Here is a 19178-nt window from a genome sequence, read left to right as displayed (position 1 = left end):
AGGAGAGTGTAATTAGCTTGTCATGTCATAGGCGCGCTCACCGTGCACGCTTAGGTCCAGCCCGTTGGTTTCGGTTTCTTCATCAACGCGCAGCTGCGTAAATGCCCCGACAACCTTGATCAAAATAGTGGTCACGATAACGGTAAAGATACCGACGATCACCAATCCGCCCAATTGCGCTGCCCAGGCACCGTGGCCAAAGACTGCAATCATAATGGTGCCGAAGATACCGCCGATGCCATGCACTGCGAAGACATCAAGCGTGTCGTCAATCTTGAGAGTATTGCGCACCAGATTGACACCTTCTTGGCAAAGCACGCCAGCAATCGCACCGATGACAAGCGCTTGGATGGGGTCAACGAACCCCGAGGCGGGTGTAATCGAGGCCAAGCCGGCAATCGTACCAGTCACCAGACCGACCAAAGAGGCTTTGCCATATTTAAAGCGCTCCCACGCCGCCCAAGTCAGGGAAGCCGTTGCAGCAGAGATATGGGTAACCGTCAGCGCCATGGCCGCGTTGCCATCGGCGGCCAGCTGCGAGCCGCCGTTAAAGCCAAACCAGCCAACCCAAAGCATCGCTGCGCCGATCATGACATAGCCGGGATTGTGCGGCGGTGTGGTTTTGTTTTTGCGCGCACCAAGGAAAAACGCCAAGACCAAAGCGGCCAGACCAGCGGTTTCGTGCACGACAATGCCGCCGGCAAAATCTTTGACGCCCTCCGCGCCAAGAATGCCGCCATCAGCTAACATGCCGCCGCCCCAAATCCAGTGCACAACCGGCGCGTAGCACAGCAGCATCCAGAGGCCCGAGAAGGTCAGCACAAAGGCAAAGCCCACGCGTTCAACATAGGCGCCCACAATCAGTGCCGGTGTGATGATCGCAAAGGTCATCTGAAAGGCAAAGAACAGAACTTCGGGTAGGGTGCCACTTAGGCTGTCGGTTGTAACGCCGGACAGGAACATTTTGTCCAATCCGCCCCAATAGCCGCTTGTGCCACTGCCAAAGGCAATTGAATAGCCAAAAGCAAGCCACAGCACGCTCATCAGGCAGGCAATTGCGTAGCAATGCATAAAGACGCTCAGCACGTTACGCGCGCGTACCAGCCCGCCATAGAAAAGGGCAAGCCCCGGCAATGTCATAAACAGCACAAGCGCTGTGGCGACGATAATCCAAGCGGTATCCGCTCCGTTCATTTGATTGATCCTCCTAGATACATTTTTTTAGGGCAAAGACCCTAAAAACGATCAAAAACAAAGCATTTGCTGTAAAATAGAGCGCGTAGATGAGGGGCTAGACACAAAAAGCACAAAATTTATGCATAAAATTAGAAATAAGATGCAATATTAGGCGTAAATTCAATGGTCTTTGAGTGCCCGCATTAGGAGTCCCATGGCGTGGTCACGTGCCGCAATGCGGACGGCCTCGCGGCCTCTTGCACCAAATTCGATGGTTTCGCTGGTCACAGCGCCGCCAGAAATGGCCAGCCCAAAGCAGACCCGCCCTTCGGGTTTATGGTCGCTGCCGCCCGGTCCGGCGATGCCGGTAATCGAAAGCGCGATATCGCCATCTGAGCGTTCAAGCGCACCGCGCGCCATTTCTTTTGCCACTGGCTCGGAAACCGCGCCATGACGCGCCAGCGTATCTGCAGAAACCCCAAGCAGTTCAGTTTTGGCTGCGTTGGAATAGGTGACAAATCCGCGCTCAAAGATGGCCGATGATCCGGGAAGGTCGGTCAGCGCCGCAGCCAGCATCCCACCAGTACAGCTTTCTGCGACGGCAATCTTTTGCTTTGTCTGTGTTGCCAGTTGTAAAATAGTCTCACGCATGGGGCTATAATCCTTGCCGAGCAATGGTCAGGATCACGACGCCGACCGCAGCCAAAAGGCCTGCTATACAGTCGTCGAGCATGACCCCCAAGGCGTCATCGCGTCTGTCAGCCCAGCCAATCGGTCCGGGCTTGGTGATGTCAAACAGGCGAAACAGCACAAAGGCCGCGGCCCATTCCGGCCAGAGCGCACTGGTGGACGCGTTTGAAAACGACATCACAAAAGCGATAGGCATTAGGGCAATCCATTGGCCGGCCACCTCGTCGATCACCACTTCAGAGGGATCGTGGGATGCGGCGGCACGGATATAGTTTGCCGTGGCCCACCATCCTAAGAAGAATATTGCAGGGGTGCATAAAAGGACGCCGCCAAAGCCAATGAATTGATAGCTTGCCCAAAACAGCGGCAGCGTAGCCAGTGACCCCCATGTGCCTGAGGCCGGCCGCAGATAGCCAATGCCAAAGAGTGTGGCGATAGGCGCGCTCATGACGTCTGCAGCGCTGCGGTTGCAATTGCAGCGATCCCTTCTTGGCGGCCGGTAAATCCCAAACGCTCGCTGGTGGTGGCTTTCACGCTGATGCGTGTTTGCTCTATGTCTATAATCTTTGCCAGATTGGCTTGCATGGCGGCCGCGTGCGGTCCTATTTTGGGCAATTCGCACACAATTGTGCAGTCTATATTGCTAATTTCAAAGCCTCTTGCGCGCACCAACTCTGCCGCATGCGATAAGAACACCGCGCTTGCGGCATCTTTCCATTGCGGATCAGATGGCGGGAAATGCCGTCCAATATCGCCTTCTGCTATTGCTCCATAAAGCGCATCGGTGATGGCATGCATCGCCACATCGGCATCCGAATGGCCTTTCAGCTGGGCTGTATGCGCCACCGGCACACCGCATAGGATCACTTCATTGCCGGGTTCAAACGCATGTACGTCATAGCCATTTCCCAAGCGAATATCTGTCATATGCGATCCTTTTAGTGCTAGGGCGGCGCGCGCAAAATCCTCTGACCGTGTGATTTTTAAATTGCCTTCATCGCCGTCAACGATGGCCACCTCTAATCCGGCGCGCCGGGCCACTTCAACATCATCCGCCGCAGGTGCGTTATTGGCATGATGGGCTTTCAAAATGGCATCAAAATGAAACCCTTGCGGGGTTTGGGCCCGATATAACCCTTCGCGCGAGCAGCTGCCGGTGACGGTGCCATTCGCGCTACGCCAAAGAGCGTCGGTCACCGGCAGGCCGGGGGCTGCGGCTGGATAATCTTCTAGGGCGTCCAAAACGCGCTCTATTACATCATCGCCGAGGGCGGGGCGGGCAACATCATGGATGAGCACCTGATCGGGCGGGTTGGCGGCCAAAGCGTCTAGCCCATTGCGGACCGAGGCATCGCGCGAGGCGCCGCCTTGAGTGACTTCGCAGTCTGTAGATTTGAGCAGGTCCATATCGTCTTGATGCAGCACTACCATAATGCGATCAATGCGCGGATGTTGGGTGAACCGTTCCAGCGTATGGTCAATGACAGGCTTTCCTGCAACACGCTGCCATTGCTTCGGTTCTGCGCCGCCGGCGCGGCTGCCACGTCCTGCGGCGACAATTAAAGCGGCAACGGTCATCTGGTGATCCACAGTTGTTCAGTCAAAAGAATTGCTCACTGTCTACGCGGTCACAAACCATGACGCAATCTTGGAATCGAGGCCAAATATATGATTATAAAATAGGCATATAAAGAAATTTGGCTAAAAATTCGGCGCGATTGACTTGTTTTGACGCGATTGTTTGCCTATTCTGCCCGAAAGGAGCCTATTTCGTGCAATTACTCTCTGGGGCTTTGCCGCTTTCACCACCAATATTCTTGGCGCCACTGGCCGGAATAACCGATCTACCGTTTCGCCAAATCGTTTCGCGATTTGGGGCGGGAATGGTTGTAAGCGAAATGGTTGCATCACAAGACATGGTGATCGGGCGGGCAGGCACCCGCGAAAAAACCGAATTGGGGCTAGAGGCTGAGAATACGGCTGTTCAGCTTGCTGGGCGTGAAGCCCACTGGATGGCTGAGGCCGCGCGCATGGTGGAAGCCAATGGCGCGCAGATGATTGACATCAACATGGGCTGCCCGGCGAAAAAAGTGGTCACTGGCTATTCCGGATCTGCGCTTTTGAAAGATCTTGATCACGCTTTGAGCTTGATCGAAGCGGTCGTGGGCGCAGTCAAGCTACCGGTTACATTAAAAACCCGTTTGGGGTGGGATGATACAAACATCAACGCGCCAGAACTTGCGAAACGGGCTGAAGCGGCGGGTATTCAAATGATCACCATTCACGGCCGTACCAGGTGTCAGTTTTACAAAGGCCACGCAGATTGGGCCGCCATTGCGCGGGTCAAAAACGCGGTCAACATCCCTGTGATTGCAAATGGTGACATTACAAATCTAGACAGTGCAAAACGGGCCTTGGCCTTGTCTGGTGCGGATGGGATCATGGTCGGCCGGGGTGCACAAGGGCGGCCTTGGCTTCTTTCGGAATTGGCCCACGCGCTTTTTCAAGCCCCAAAGATTGCACGCCCTAATCTCAAAGAGTTCGGTCAATTGGTAGCAGAACATTACGACAGTATTTTAAAGTTTTACGGGCGCGATCTTGGGATACGTGTCGCGCGCAAGCATTTGGGGTGGTATATGGATGAAGCAGGCACAACGCAGGCCCTGCGCCGCAAAATTCTGACAGCCGTAACCCCTGAGGATGTTTTTGAGGTTTTGCCTTATGCGATGGAACAGGAGCAAGCGGCATGAGTATGTCCAATCCGCTAGAGGCCATTTGGAATTCACTGCCGGTGCCGGCGGTGGTGCTGGATGCCCAAGATCTAATTGTTGAAATAAACCCTGCCGCTGAATGGTTTTTTAACCTCTCGCAGCGGGCAGTACAGGGCGAGCCCCTGTGGGACCGGTTGATGGTTGACGCGCCGCTTGAAAAAAGTTTTCAACGCGCGCGGCGCAATGCCACGCCGCTCTTTGTCAATGACGTAGATGTTGGCACCGGTGATCGGGCGCCAATGCAATGCAATCTTAAATTTGCACCGATTGTAGGTCATCCAGAGATGATGATTTTACTCATCGCCCCACGTGAATTGGCCGGGCGGATGACCCAAACCCAAACTGTTAAGTCCGCCGCAAAATCAGCGATTGGAATGGCCGAAATGCTGGCGCATGAAATTAAAAATCCACTTGCGGGAATTACTGGCGCTGCGCAGTTGCTGTCCATGGGGCTTGATCCCAAGGATTTGGAGCTGACCGATTTGATTGTCACGGAAACCCGCCGGATTGTGAAACTGCTTGAACAGGTCGAGCAATTTGGAAATTTGAAGTCATTGGAGAAAAACGAAGTCAATATTCACGATGTGCTGGACCGTGCGCGCCGGTCGGCGCAAGTGGGGTTTGGCGCGCATATGAAGATCGTTGAAGATTACGACCCCTCATTGCCGGCCGTTCTTGGCGACAGTGATCAATTGCTTCAGGTGATGCTTAATTTGGTCAAAAACGCCTCAGAGGCCGCCAATACAAACGGTGGCACGATCCGGCTGCGTACTTATTATGAGCATTCCTTTCGCCTGCGCCGCTCGGATGGAGAAGGCAAGTCGCTGCCGCTGCAAGTTGAAATTTGGGATGATGGGCCCGGACTGCGCGAAGATATCCGCGCCGATATTTTTGATCCCTTTGTGTCGGGCCGTGAAAACGGAACCGGTCTTGGGCTGGCCTTGGCCAGTAAAATTATTTCCGATCATGACGGTTGGATTTCTGTAGATTCGGTTCCTGGCAAAACCGTATTTCGTATTTCCCTGCCAGTTATGCCGCCCGATCGGGCCAATAAAGGAGAGCTATAATGGATGGAACTGTCCTTGTTGCCGATGATGATCGCACAATACGCACCGTTTTGACCCAAGCGTTAACCCGTGCGGGCTGCCGCGTGCATGCAACGTCCAGCCTGACCACATTGATGCGCTGGGTAGAAGAAGGCAAAGGCGATGCGGTGATCACCGATGTGATGATGCCGGATGGCAATGGATTGGAAATGTTGCCTAAAATATCCAAAGACCGCCCGGATTTGCCGGTGATCGTGATCTCAGCGCAAAATACCATTATGACAGCAATACACGCGGCCGAGGCCGAGGCCTTTGACTATTTGCCTAAACCCTTTGATTTGCCTGATCTGATGAAGCGATGCGCCAAAGCCTTAGAGCACCGGCGCCCTGCACGGCGTCAGGTGGCCGAGCCGGACATGGGTGATGAAACACAAGAGGGTCTGCCCCTAATCGGAAAAACACCCGCCATGCAGGGGCTCTACCGACTGGTGGCGCGGGTGATGAATGCAGATCTTCCCGTGCTCATTTCGGGCGAGTCGGGGACCGGAAAGACGCTTATTTCAAAGGTGCTTCACAATTATTCGGATCGCCGAAACCTGCCCTTCGTCACTGTGACCGAAGCTGATTTGGTGGCGCTCGACGGACCTGCCAAAATTTTAGCGCGGGCCAAGGGTGGGACGATTTTAATCGAGGAAATTAGCGATATTAACGAAGAAGGGCAGGGGCGTATTGTCCGGATGATCGACACGCCGGGGGATTTTTCACCGCGCTTTATCGCCACCATGCAGGGCGAGGTTAGCGAAGCTGTTGATCAAGCCGCGGTGCGGCGTGATCTGTATTACCGGCTTGGCGGGGCGACGATCCAGGTGCCGTCCCTGCGTGAAAGGGTGGATGATATCCAATTGCTCTGCGATCATTTTTTAAACCGCGCCGAGCGGGACGGGGCCATCCCCCGCATGATGTCCGAGCAAGCGGCGCAGCTGTTTCGAAACTATAGCTGGCCGGGCAATGTGCGGCAGCTTGAAAATGTTGTGAAACGGCTTGGCCTGACAGCAAGAGGCGTTGAAATCTCACTTACTGAGGTCGAACAGGCATTGAGCAATCAACCGGCGATGAACCTTAATTTGCAAAAAGGGTCCACGGACCGTTTATCGGCAGATGTCGAACGTCATTTGCGCCGCTATTTTGATCTGCACGGTAATATTTTGCCGCCGCCCGGGTTGCACGCGCGTATCCTGCGAGAGGTCGAAGGCCCCTTGATCGAGATTGCGCTGGAAGCCAACGGCGGAAATCAAGCCAAATGCGCCGATTTGCTGGGTATTAACCGCAATACTTTGCGTAAAAAAATCAATGAGCTTGACATTAAGGTCACACGTCGACGAAAACTGATGTAATCAAGCAACAGGCAGAAGGATGCCGACCGTTTTGTCACATTGGGGAAGGCCGTGAGCAAGCCATCAAAAACCCGAGCTTCGCGGCTCATTTGGAGCCGGGCACTGCAATTGCAGCGTCAGAAACGATTTTCGACTGTTGTCAACGTCGGTTTGGTATTGCTAGGGCCGATTTTGGTGCTTGGCACTTATCTTGTGCTCGGCCCGTTAGAACAGAACGCGCGTTCGAATGTGATCCGCTTGGTGGTCATGGCCGACATCATTTATGTTTTGGTCACGGTTGCAATGGTATCGCAAAGAATACTGCGCATCATTTCGCAAAGGCGCCAGAAATCGGCCGGATCACGATTGCATTTACGTCTCACCGGCGTCTTTACAGTCATGGCTTTGCTACCCACAATTACCGTGGCTGTCTTTGCTCTTTTGTCGATCAATATGGGGCTTGAGGCCTGGTTTTCAGATCGGGTGAAAGGCGTCATTGGAGATTCTCTTGCCGCCGCACAGGCCTATGAAGAAGATCAAAAGGCTTCCATGTCCGAAGACACCGCAAGTCTCGTGCAAATCCTTGAGCAATATCGCCGAACGCAAGTTCGCTTTGACCCGCAGGCGCTGCGTGAAACGCTAAGCCAAGAGCAGCAGGACATTCAACGTGGTCTGCGCGAGGCGTTCATAATCAACGGTCAAGGAGAATTGATCCTGCGCGGACACCGGTCTTATTTATTTGATTATGAGAAACCTGATCTTAGCCAGATTGATGCCTCCTTACAGGCGGTGGTTTTAATCGAAGACTGGCAAAATAACGAGCTCAGGGCACTGGCCTATCTGTCTGGGTTTCCAGATTATTATTTGCTTGTATCCCGTCAGGTTGATGGAAATTTGCTGGCCTTGCTAGACGAAACCCAGGCAACAGCCAAGCTTTACCAACAGCTTGAACAAGACGCTAGCAAGCAGTTATTCGAATTTGCATTGCTATATCTCGCCTTTGCAATTTTGCTCATTGTATCCTCAATCTGGCTTGCCCTGCTGTTTGCAGAGCGTCTGTCGCGCCCAATAGGACGCTTGGCCGGTGCAGCACAGCGGGTTGGTGAGGGTAAATTTGATACCCGTGTGATTGAAGAGGATGGCGAAGATGAGTTATCTCTTTTATCAAAATATTTCAACCAAATGACAGGGCAACTTAAAGTCCAAAGGGATGCCTTGGTTGAAAATACAAATCAAATTGAACGGCGTAGAAGGCTGTTTGACTCGGTGCTTAGCTCGGTCACTTCGGGTGTTGTCGGGCTTGATCCAGAGGGGCGGGTGTCATTTGTTAACCCGTCGGCCCAACGTTTGCTCAGCTGGAAAAACGAACAACAATTAACAGATTTATCCGTCGCGGTGCCAGAATTTTTTCCACTTTTTGAGCGCTTGCGCGGGGCTCCGCTCGACAGCATCCAAGAGGAAGTCAAAGTGGTCAGAGCGGGGCGCTTGGAAAACCTTTTGGTGCGTATGGCTCCTCGCCGCCAAGAAGATCAGAGCCTTGAAGGCTATGTGATCGCATTTGATGACATTACCGATTTGGTTTCTGCGCAAAGATCGGCGGCTTGGGGCGATGTGGCGCGGCGGATTGCTCATGAGATTAAAAACCCTTTGACCCCGATCCAGCTGTCGGCTGAGCGCATCCGGCGCAAATTCATCGCAAAACTAGATGGCGACGAACAAGCGGTTGAACAAATGACCGATGTCATTATTCGTCAAACCAATGATTTACGCCGAATCGTTGACGAGTTTTCCAAATTTGCGCGCATGCCCGAACCTGATAAACGTAGTGAAGATATCGCCGAGCTCCTGCGCTCTGCGGTAGTATTGCAAGACGCCGGTCAACCCAATGTTGGCTTTGACATCGACATACCCAGCGCACCAGTTTTAACTGAAATAGATGCGACTATGATTTCGCAAGCCTTTACCAATCTTTTAAAAAATGCCGGTGAGGCAATCGACGCGCGAATTGAAAAAGGGCTGGGTGCCAATGTGCCCGGGCGTATCATCGTCAAGCTGCTGCCGAGCGCGCAGCAGCTTTGCATCACGGTGGCCGATAACGGAACTGGGCTTCCAACTGATCGCAGTCGTCTTTTTGAGCCCTATGTAACAACCCGGGAAAAGGGCACGGGTTTGGGATTGGCGATTGTGCGAAAGATTATCGAAGAACACGGAGGCAGCCTTAGACTTGAGGATGCCGATTCGTTTGACGGAGCCGATTTTAAAGGGGCCAAAGCTATTATTCTATTGCCAACACAGGCTTTGCAAGGCGTGACAGTGATGACTAAGGAAGCATATAAATGAACGATATTCTAATTGTAGATGACGAACGCGATATTCGCGAGCTGATCGGCGATATTCTTCAAGATGAAGGCTATAGCACCCGGCTGGCGGGAAACTCAGAAGAGTGTATGCGTGAGGTCACTGCCGAGCAGCCGGGCTTATTGATCCTTGATATCTGGCTCAAAGACAGTGACATGGACGGGATTGATATCTTGAAAAAGGTCAAGAGCGAGTATCCACACGTCCCTGTCGTGATTATTTCTGGCCATGGAAATATTGAAATTGCTGTGGCTGCAATTAAGCAGGGTGCCTATGATTTTATCGAAAAGCCCTTTAACATTGACCAACTTTTGGTGGTGATCCGGCGTGCCATGGAAACCTCTCGGCTGCGCCGCGAAAACCTTGCTCTGCGGCAAAAAGATGGCCCGGCAAGCGAAATGATCGGCCAAAGCACAGCATTTCGCACGCTTATTTCCCAATTGGATAAGGTGACAAAATCAAATGGCCGTGTGATGCTCACAGGGGCCTCTGGCACCGGCAAAGAAGTGGCTGCGCGCTATATCCACAGCCACTCAGATCGGGCATCTTCGCCATTTGTGGTGGTCAATTGTGCAGCGATTGAGCCCGATCAAATGGAGCGCGTGCTGTTTGGGCAAGAAAGCAGCGACAAAGGCATTACCGAAGGGCTGTTGGAACAGGCCAATCAGGGGGTCGTGTATTTTGACGAGGTGGCAGATATGCCACTGGTGACCCAATCAAAGATCCTGCGGGTTTTGGTTGACCAACGCTTTCAACGTGTTGGTGGGAGTGAAAGTGTAAATGTGGACCTGCGGGTTATTTCTTCGACCAGCCAAGATTTAAACCAAGAAATTAATGAAAAAAACTTTCGAGAAGAACTGTTTCATCGGTTGAATGTCGTCCCTATTTCTGTGCCGTCTTTGGAAGAACGGCGTGAAGACATTCCTCTGCTTGCTACACATTTTCTGCAGTATTTTCACGAATCTCAAGGCCATAGCCTACGTGAGTTAAGCGAAGAAGGCTCTACGATGCTGCAAACCATGGCCTGGCCTGGCAATGTACGGCAATTGAAAAATATTGTTGAGCGGGTATTAATATTGGGCGACAGCAGTGATCCTATCTCTGCAGCCGATTTGCCAAATGATGCTGCCGGAGACAGCTTAGAAAATACTCAAGGACTGATTTCAAGAAATATCGCCACAATGCCTCTGCGCGAGGCGCGTGAAGCTTTTGAGCGCGAATACCTAATCACTCAGATCGACCGTTTTGGCGGCAATATTAGTAAAACTGCGCAATTCGTTGGCATGGAGCGCAGCGCGCTTCATCGCAAGCTAAAGTCGCTCGGTGTTGTTTCGGCTGGAAAAGCCAATGGAGAAACCGCAGAGGAAAACAGCAATTGACCAATAGCCTGCCTTCTGCCATGCAAATAAATCAAGATCTACCAGGTCAAAGGGGATTTGGATGAAAGTCATTATTTGCGGTGCCGGTCAAGTCGGTTGGCAAATTGCGCGACATTTGTCCAACGAACGTAATGACGTTACGATCGTTGACAACAATCCTAATCTGGTGCGCCGCGCTACAGATACGCTTGATGTTCAGGGCATCGCAGGATTTGCGTCCTATCCTGATATATTAGAGCGGGCGGGTGCACGCGATGCGGATATGATTATCGCTGCAACTCATTCGGATGAGGTCAATATGGTGACCTGTCAGGTGGCGCATTCTGTATTTGATATCCCCAGAAAAATAGCCCGCCTGCGCAGCCAGTCCTATCTTGATGCAATTTATTCAGATCTTTACCGCCGCGATCATATGCCCATTGATGTTGTGATCAGCCCCGAGCGTGAAGTTGCGCAGGCAGCACTTAAACGTCTGTCGGCCAATGCTGCTTTTGACACAGAAACTTTTTTAGAGGGCAAAGCTCAACTGCTCGGACTGCGCTTGGATGAAAATTGCCCAGTCACCAACACACCGTTGCGCCAATTGACCGATCTGTTTTCGACCCTTCGTTCTTTGGTTGTTGGTGTGCGCCGTGAAGGTTTGCTTTTTGCCCCCGATGCGGGCGATCAATTGTTTGCTCAGGACGAAGTCTATGTCATGTGCCATATCGACGATACGGATCGCGTGATCGAGGTCTTTGGCAAACCTCAAAGCAAAAATGACCGGGTGCTTTTGATCGGCGGCGGCAATGTCGGTCTTTCGATTGCAAAAGCACTTGAGTCGGGCTCTCAAAGAGTGCGTGCCAAAGTAATTGAAAAAAATCGCATCGTTGCTGAGCATGCGGCCAATGAATTGGAAAAAACCATTGTTCTGCATGGGGACGGGTTAGAAGCGAGCCTTCTGACCGAGGCGAACATTGCTAAAACTGATGCAGTTTTGGCCGTCACTGATGATGATAAAACAAATATGCTTGCGGCGGTGCGCTCAAAGCAGCAAGGCTGTCCAAAATCAATCGTACTGATTAATGATCCAACGCTTATCCCTTTGATGGGTCCGCTGGGCATCGATGCATATATCAACCCTCGGGCCACCACCGTAAGTTCGATTTTGCGCCATATCCGTCATGGCAGAGTGCGCGAAGTCTATTCTATCGGTGATGCCGAGGCCGAAGTTATCGAAGCGCAGGTGTTATCAACTTCGCCCATAACGGGCCAAAAAATTCGTGACATTGATTTCCCCGAAGGGGTTTTGATCGGTGGGGTTCTAAAGGGGCAAGAACTGGTCAAGCCCATAGGAGAAACCCGCATTGAAGAAGGCGATGTGATCGCGCTTTTTGCGCTGTCCAAGGATATTCCGGAAGTCGAGCGATTGCTGCAAGTCTCGATTGACTTTTTCTAGTCGATGCTCAGGCGTTTCCTAGATCTTCCTGTTCTTTTCCACCTGTTTGCAGTGGCCGCTACTACAATGTTGTTGCCAAGCATTTTTGCTTTATCGCAAGCGGCTTACTTCGATGCGCGTATGTTCTTTTACACTGGTGTTTTGGGATTGCTTTTCCTTGCAATGGTGGCCTTGGCAATGTCCAATCGAAAGATTGAGGAAAGCGGGGTACAACAACTGGGCTCATTAGGCCTTGGGTTTGTCATTTTGCCAGTTTTCTTGGCTATACCAGAGGCCGAGATACTTAAATCCACCAATTTTTCAACGGCCTACCTTGATATGGTTAGCGCGCTAACCACAACTGGGCTACGGGTTTTTGACCCAGATCGTCTCCCGGACAGCTTGCTGTTGTGGCGGGCATTGGTGGCATGGTTTGGCGGCGTTTTAATCTGGATTTCTGCGGCTGCTATTCTAGCGCCGATGAATTTAGGCGGCTTTGAATTGGTCGGCTCTTCTAAAAGCCGTCAAACAAGTTTTTTGACCGCTAAAGAACGCCGGTCCTTTTTGCTCCGCAACTCGATGCAATTATTTCCGATATACGCGGCTTTGACTGGCATATTGTGGTTGGGGCTTACCCTTAGCGGGATGGCGGGCTTCGACGGGTTAATATATGCTATGTCGGTTCTGGCCACCAGCGGCATCACCGGGGCGGTTCAATTGTCTGACTTGTCTGGGCAATGGTTGGTGGAGGGGCTAATTTTCGTCTTTTTGCTATTGGCAGTATCGCGGTCAACAGTGCAGGCAGATCGCGGTGGCCCATCGGCCAAACAACTGCGCCGTGATCCCGAAGTACGCTTTGGTATGCTAATTATTGTGATTGTCAGCCTCGGACTGCTTGCTTGGCAAATATTGGGGGTCATGAACGCTAGCGGCATACTTACCTTTGCGCAGGCCTTTGAGGTCTTATGGGGTATTTTGTTCACCACTTTGTCTTTTATCACAACGACTGGATTTGTGAGCGCCCATTGGGGCGCCGGGGAACAATGGTCCGCGCTCAGTACGCCGGCGCTTTTATTCATGGGACTGGCTCTGATCGGGGGCGGCGTTGCCACCACCGCAGGGGGTGTTAAATTACTGCGCGTCTATTCGCTTTACCTCAATGCAATGCGAGAGGTTGATCAATTGATCCATCCGTCATCTGTCGGCCAGATGTCCAATCGGCATAATCAAGAATTGCGAAGCAATGCTTTTGTCGCGTGGATCTTTTTCATGATGTTTGCCATTGCGCTGGCATTGATTACCTTGGCTCTTGCAGCAACAGGTTTTTCCTTTGAGACGGCTTTAGCGCTTTGTATCAGCGCTCTGAGCACCACGGGCCCCTTGATTGATCTGGTGGCCCCTGACACTGTCGATCTGGTGTCTGCGGGCGGTTGGACCAAAGCCATTTTATGCTTTGCAATGATTTTGGGGCGATTTGAAATCTTGGTGGTTTTGGCCATGCTATCGCCAGAAGCGTGGTGGCGTTAAGAATTAGAATAGACCCTGTTTAAGAGATGTGGTTGTATTGCGGCGTAAGCATTGCTATTTCATTGTTGATTAGGATTGCGTGACTAGGGCGTAAAAACAAGAAAAGGTAAAAAAATGGCCTCAGATCGTCAAAACCTGCAAGATGCATTTTTAAATCATGTACGTAAGACCAAAATCCCGGTGACGGTATTTTTGATCAACGGTGTTAAACTGCAAGGTGTCATAACATGGTTTGACAATTTTTGCATTCTTTTGCGCCGCGATGGGCAATCGCAACTGGTGTATAAACACGCCATTTCGACGATTATGCCGTCACAGTCCATTTCCCTTTATGAAGGTGAAGACGCCAATTGAGGGCAACAGAGAAAAGCGACACCCGCGCTTGGGTTTTGCTTCCAGACATTAAATCTGATCCTGATCGCCGAGAGCCGCTTTCGGCGATAGGCGAGGCCGTATCACTTGCGATGGCGCTGCCTGGCCTAGAGGCCGTAGGATCTACCATTGTGCCTTTGCCAAAGCCGAACCCCGGCCATCTTTTTGGCAAAGGCAAGCTTGAAGAGCTAAAACAGCTGTTTCACGACCAAGATATCGAGCTGGTGATTATCGACGGGCTGGTTAGCCCGGTGCAGCAGCGCAATTTGGAAAAGCTTTGGAAAGTGAAACTGCTGGATCGTACCAGCTTGATCTTAGAAATATTTTCCGACCGTGCCGCCACCCGTGAAGGGGTTTTACAAGTTGAAATGGCGGCTTTGAGTTATCAGCGCACGCGTTTGGTGCGAGCCTGGACCCACCTTGAGCGTCAGCGTGGCGGGCTCGGATTTGTCGGCGGACCCGGCGAAACCCAGATTGAAGCAGACCGGCGGGCGATTGATCAACAATTGGTGCGATTGCGGCGGCAATTGAGCAAAGTGGTTAAAACCCGCAGTCTGCACCGTGCTGCACGGGCCAAGGTGCCCTTTCCGGTGGTGGCTCTTGTGGGCTATACCAACGCCGGTAAATCCACCCTGTTCAACCGTTTAACCGGGGCTGGTGTGATGGCAAAAGATATGCTCTTTGCAACGCTGGACCCGACCATGCGATCGGTCAAGCTTGGCCCCGGATTTGAAGTGATTTTTTCCGATACCGTTGGGTTTATATCCGATTTGCCAACCGAATTGGTTGCAGCCTTCCGCGCCACGCTCGAAGAGGTGCTGACCGCCGACATTATCTTGCATGTGCGCGATATTTCACATGCGGCAAGCGAAGAACAAGCTGGCGATGTGGATCAAATTATCACCAATCTGGGCGTTTCCGAAGCCACTCCGATTTTTCAGCTTTGGAATAAAATTGATTTATTGCCAGAAGAAGATGTTGCAGCCACAGCGGCCCGCGCCGATCGCCAAGACGATGTTTTTGCCATATCAGCTCTGTCGGGCGATGGGATTGAGCAGGTTCTAGACACAATTGCAACAGCGCTCAATGCAGCCGCGCAGTCAGATGAGATTGTTTTGGATCACGCTGACGGTAAACGCCGAGCGTGGCTTTACGCACAGGGCGTTGTTATCGAAGAGCAAACGCGCGACACCGACAGCGTGTTGTCTTTAAGCTGGACATCAAAGCAAAAAACACAATTCGCTGCGCTGTGATTTATTCGGGATTGATATAGGTCACACCCACCGCGGCCGCACGCGCCAGATCAAGATCCAGCGACATCGGGATATATTCTCCGCGCCGCCAAAGCTGGCCGAGATCATCATAATGCCGTGATAAAAAATGACCCGATTGCCCGGTGGCGATCACAAAGACCGAACTGTCGGGGTCAGCAAAATCATAAACTCCGCGATAGCCGGCAGCATGCACATTGAAAAATGGCTCTGGCTCGGCGCCGGATGTTTTTCCGCGCAGCAGCGTGTTATCTCCACCACTTGTCGGTTGGTAGATATTTACAAAATAGCTTAGCAGCGGCACCCGCCCCAAAGTTGCATGGCGGTGCAGGGCTTGATGCGCTTCTCCCCAACGCAAAGCTTCCATGTTTGATCCGTATTTTTCAGCCAGCCACACTAATGCATCGTCAAGTGCTAGACGCGATATTTCATCACAGGTTTCCTGTTTTGCACTTTGGATCACGTCACACCATTGCGCTGCGCCATCGATATTGCGGAAAACCCGTTCGATAAACAGCGGCTCCATATGGGCAAACTTATCCGCCAGCGGTCCAAGCTCGTCGCGGATCAAACGGTTTTGCAGCGCCCGCATCCATGCCGAAAAAATCAAAGGCTCTGGCATATGTTCGTTCATCTCACCGTTCCATTCGGCAAGTAAATCCAAAGCGGTTTTGCGGTTTCGGGCCAGAGTGCCTTGCGGTGCGGCTTGGCTGGTGAACCACAAATCTGACCCGATCAATGGCAGCAGCGCACGTGCGGTGAAGCTAACCGTGTCCAGCTGCGCCTCAATAAAGCTTTCGCGGGTGTGTACCTTTCGACCCTGCATCAGGCGTTTCCAGCGTTGAATACGCTGGCTGTCGCCCCAGCTAAATGACATGTGCTCAGGAAATTCACCAGAGGATACCTTATTGTTTGTATTACCTAAAACACCCCCGTCGGGATCAATAAATTCGGGGTTTTTGGCGTATTCAATACGGCCCTTCCAGCGGTTTTCTGTGCGCCAACCGAGGCTGGGCATACGGCCTTGGGTCTGGTGGGATGCTGCGCGCAGTGGCATCACACCGATTGTTTTCATTGCGATCTGCTCTGTATCTGCCAGAATGATATTTTGCGATGGGCTGTGATAATCTTTCAAAAGCGCAAGAGCCTGCGAGGTAGTTTGCGCGCTCATTAGATTAAATCCTGCGGTAAAGGATGTATCCGCGCTGCCCAAAGCTGTCCACGACAGTGCGGCCACATGGCCCCGTGGAGTAATTTCTGAAATGCCGTAATGGGTGCCGGGCAGGATCGGCCCATTATCGCTCCATCTTAGAGTGATCGTTACCGGAGCGTGGTCTTTGATATTGATAATCGTCTCTCGGCTGCGGAACTTTTTATATCCTTCCGGCGCGCGGTAATATTCTGGCCGTTCAGGGTCTAGCTCTTCGATCAAGAGGTCTTGGTCGTCAAGATACGACGATGTCAGCCCCCAGCCCAACATCGCACTGCGCCCAGAGAGCACAGCCGGAATTCCGGGGATGGTGGCGCCTATCACGCCGCCAGTTGTCAGTTCTAAATGCGCCAGATACCAGATTGCGGGTGCAGTCAGTCCCAGATGCGGGTCATTTGCCAAAAGCGTGCCGCCGGCTGCTGCCCGAAAAGGCGCTGCTGCAAAGACGTTTGAGGCACCGGCCATCTTAACGCTTGGAAAGGGCGATAAATCATCTGCAGTTTGGCTTTGGGCTGTTTTGGGTGTGTTGCCAAGCTTAGGGATCACGGTGGAATATTGCTCTAGGTCGGCGATCACCTGCCCCGGGGAATCTGGCATAATATCTGATAGTCGGGCGGCATCGTCCAATTTCAGCGAGGTTTTGGCCCGCAAAACCTCATTCGCCAAATGGCCGCTGAGTTGCACAGACATGAGTTTCAAAATGGCAAGGCTGTCTGCTGGCCGCCAAGGCGAAACATCTGTTGGAAAAATAAACATCTCTGGTGCGCCGCGGCCGAGCGCATCTCTGTTTATCTCATGTATGCGCGCATTTATCCCCTTTGAATAGGCGTTTAAGGCACGGCGGGCATCAGGCGACTGCGCGGCCACTGAGGATTGCGCCAAAGAATATAAATCCAGACGGCGCAGAAGTTTGTCCGTTTGTAAGGTCTCGGGTCCAAAAATTTCAGATAGCCGGCCTTGGGCTGTGCGGCGCATCAGCATGATTTGCCAAAGCCGGTCTTGCGCATGGGCATAACCAAGGCCGAAAAACACATCCTCGTCGCGCGCCGCAACAATATGCGGAACATTAAAGGTATCACGAATAATTTCGCCAGGCTCAATTGCTCCGGGTAAGCTTACGGTTTTTTCGTAGTCGGGCAGGGACTGTGATGCCAGATAATAAATCAAAAAGACACCGGCAATAAGCAGCCCGATCATTGCCAGAGCAATCCGCAAACTCCACCGAAATAAGATTGCCATGCATTTTATCCCTTTTTTATGCGCTCTGCTCTTGCAACCGATATAGCAACGCGACACAACAAGAGATACAAATTTTTTGGGGAATTACGATGGCTAAAATTGCTTTTCTTGGTCTTGGGGTGATGGGTTTTCCGATGGCAGGTCATCTGCAAGCAAAAGGTCACTCGGTCACGGTCTATAATCGAACGACTGAAAAGGCGCGCAATTGGGTGGCCGAGCATGGTGGAGTGATGGCTCAAGCGCCTAAAGAGGCTGCAGAAGGTGCAGATTTTGTAATGGCCTGCGTCGGCAATGATGATGATTTGCGCGTCGTGACGCTTGGTCAGGACGGCGCGTTCGCCGGTATGCGGAAAGGCGCGATTTTCGTAGATCACACAACGGTTTCAGCGCAGGTTACCGATGAGCTTTACGGAGCGGCAAAAGCCAATGGGCTGTGCTTTGTGGATGCGCCAATTTCCGGCGGTCAGGCGGGCGCTGAGAACGGAGCATTATCCATCATGTGTGGTGGCGATCTGCCGGCTTATGAAACAGCGGAGCCCATAATGGCGGTCTACGCCAAAATTTGCCGAAGACTAGGGGGCAGCGGCGCTGGGCAAAAGACCAAAATGTGCAACCAAATTGCAATAGCCGGATTGGTTCAGGGGTTATCGGAAGCTTTGCATTTTGCTGAAAATGCTGGATTGGACGGGCGCGCGGTGGTCGAAGTTATTAGCCAAGGCGCCGCAGGCAGCTGGCAAATGTCAAATCGCTATGAAACCATGCTGGATGATCATTTTGAACATGGCTTTGCCGTGGACTGGATGCGCAAAGACCTTGCGATCTGCTTGGCAGCGGCCGAAGAAAACAAAGCTTCCCTTCCGGTGACAGCTTTGGTGGATCAGTTTTATAAAGACGTCCAAAAACTTGGTGGTGGTCGCTGGGATACCTCTAGTTTGCTCAAAAGACTGCGGGCTTTGGGTTGAATTTCCAAAGAAATAAAAAACTAATCGCACTTTGCCCATTGTCATTTGCCAGTCGGAAGCCTTATGTTGCAAACAAGCGATGTGTTGTTTTAATCGCGCACCGCGACAAAGTTTCACTGCACAGCGAGCAGCGTTATTGCATATAAATGACGCCCGCAGTGCAGATCGATCAGACCTTAACAGGTCACTATATAATCCCCTGAACCGATCGGTGAAGGGACATAAATTGGTGGGATCTTGTGCGGATTACCACTGGAAAGAAACGCGATGCAGAGCGCAGAACTGATTTGTACGGGCAACAAGGTTGAAACAGACCCTATATGCCGTGCGCCGAATATCGCCCTAGTAAGACATATCGCAAAACAGTCCGATACCTTTAGGATCGGG

Annotated in this window: 15 protein-coding genes; 10 read left to right on the top strand and 5 right to left on the bottom strand. The window is 52.0% G+C overall.

What is annotated here, in order from left to right; all coding sequences use genetic code 11:
- Positions 1-12: 12 nt before the first annotated feature.
- From amt to GN278_11505, 4 genes are all read right to left on the bottom strand, one after another.
- The gene (gene amt, locus GN278_11520; GenBank protein XAT61317.1) at positions 13-1194 is read right to left on the bottom strand and encodes an ammonium transporter; all 1182 of its coding nucleotides are present in this window, start codon (positions 1192-1194) and stop codon (positions 13-15) included.
- 162 nt (positions 1195-1356) lie between these two features.
- Positions 1357-1827 carry a nicotinamide-nucleotide amidohydrolase family protein gene (locus GN278_11515; protein XAT61316.1) on the bottom strand — a complete coding sequence of 157 codons (471 nt, stop codon included), beginning with the start codon at positions 1825-1827 and terminating at the stop codon, positions 1357-1359.
- Between the two features lie 4 nt (positions 1828-1831).
- Positions 1832-2314 (bottom strand): phosphatidylglycerophosphatase A, encoded by a 483-nt coding sequence (locus GN278_11510; protein XAT61315.1) that lies wholly within the window; start codon positions 2312-2314, stop codon positions 1832-1834.
- Entirely contained in the window at positions 2311-3444 is a 1134-nt protein-coding gene (locus GN278_11505) for a bifunctional 2-C-methyl-D-erythritol 4-phosphate cytidylyltransferase/2-C-methyl-D-erythritol 2,4-cyclodiphosphate synthase (protein ID XAT61314.1), read from the bottom strand. The genes GN278_11510 and GN278_11505 overlap by 4 nt, the downstream gene beginning before the upstream one ends.
- Before the next feature lie 194 nt (positions 3445-3638).
- Here GN278_11505 and dusB point away from each other — a divergent pair, with 194 nt between their 5' ends.
- The 9 genes from dusB to hflX all read left to right on the top strand — a co-directional run bounded on the left by dusB (position 3639) and on the right by hflX (position 15362).
- Positions 3639-4616 (top strand): tRNA dihydrouridine synthase DusB, encoded by a 978-nt coding sequence (dusB, locus tag GN278_11500; protein ID XAT61313.1) that lies wholly within the window; start codon positions 3639-3641, stop codon positions 4614-4616.
- Between the two features lie 2 nt (positions 4617-4618).
- The gene (locus tag GN278_11495; GenBank protein ID XAT62643.1) at positions 4619-5704 is read left to right on the top strand and encodes a PAS domain-containing protein; all 1086 of its coding nucleotides are present in this window, start codon (positions 4619-4621) and stop codon (positions 5702-5704) included.
- The gene (locus GN278_11490; protein XAT61312.1) at positions 5704-7077 is read left to right on the top strand and encodes a response regulator; all 1374 of its coding nucleotides are present in this window, start codon (positions 5704-5706) and stop codon (positions 7075-7077) included. Before GN278_11495 ends, GN278_11490 begins: the two co-directional genes overlap by 1 nt.
- Positions 7078-7164: 87 nt before the next feature.
- Positions 7165-9396 carry a HAMP domain-containing protein gene (locus tag GN278_11485; protein ID XAT62642.1) on the top strand — a complete coding sequence of 744 codons (2232 nt, stop codon included), beginning with the start codon at positions 7165-7167 and terminating at the stop codon, positions 9394-9396.
- Entirely contained in the window at positions 9393-10793 is a 1401-nt protein-coding gene (locus GN278_11480) for a response regulator (GenBank protein XAT61311.1), read from the top strand. Before GN278_11485 ends, GN278_11480 begins: the two co-directional genes overlap by 4 nt.
- Positions 10794-10854: 61 nt before the next feature.
- Positions 10855-12231 (top strand): Trk system potassium transporter TrkA, encoded by a 1377-nt coding sequence (trkA, locus tag GN278_11475; GenBank protein XAT61310.1) that lies wholly within the window; start codon positions 10855-10857, stop codon positions 12229-12231.
- 3 nt (positions 12232-12234) lie between these two features.
- The gene (locus tag GN278_11470) at positions 12235-13737 is read left to right on the top strand and encodes a TrkH family potassium uptake protein (protein XAT61309.1); all 1503 of its coding nucleotides are present in this window, start codon (positions 12235-12237) and stop codon (positions 13735-13737) included.
- A 114-nt stretch (positions 13738-13851) separates the two neighbouring features.
- Positions 13852-14091, top strand: coding sequence for an RNA chaperone Hfq (gene hfq, locus GN278_11465; GenBank protein ID XAT61308.1), 240 nt, complete (start codon positions 13852-13854; stop codon positions 14089-14091).
- On the top strand, positions 14088-15362 hold the full coding sequence (gene hflX, locus GN278_11460; GenBank protein ID XAT61307.1) for a GTPase HflX: 1275 nt from the start codon (positions 14088-14090) through the stop codon (positions 15360-15362). The genes hfq and hflX overlap by 4 nt, the downstream gene beginning before the upstream one ends.
- 1 nt (position 15363) lies before the next feature.
- Here hflX and GN278_11455 read toward each other — a convergent pair whose 3' ends face one another.
- Entirely contained in the window at positions 15364-17829 is a 2466-nt protein-coding gene (locus tag GN278_11455) for a penicillin acylase family protein (protein XAT61306.1), read from the bottom strand.
- A gap of 89 nt (positions 17830-17918) precedes the next feature.
- Between GN278_11455 and GN278_11450 the strand changes: the two genes are divergently transcribed.
- Positions 17919-18791, top strand: a complete 873-nt coding sequence (locus GN278_11450; GenBank protein XAT61305.1) for an NAD-binding protein — start codon at positions 17919-17921, stop codon at positions 18789-18791.
- Positions 18792-19178 lie beyond the last annotated feature (387 nt).

The sequence above is a fragment of the Rhodobacteraceae bacterium Araon29 genome, assembly GCA_039640505.1.
Taxonomy (GTDB): domain Bacteria; phylum Pseudomonadota; class Alphaproteobacteria; order Rhodobacterales; family Rhodobacteraceae; genus CABZJG01.
The sequence above is the reverse complement of the archived record's forward strand: the minus strand, read 5'-3'. Positions and strand labels throughout refer to the sequence as shown.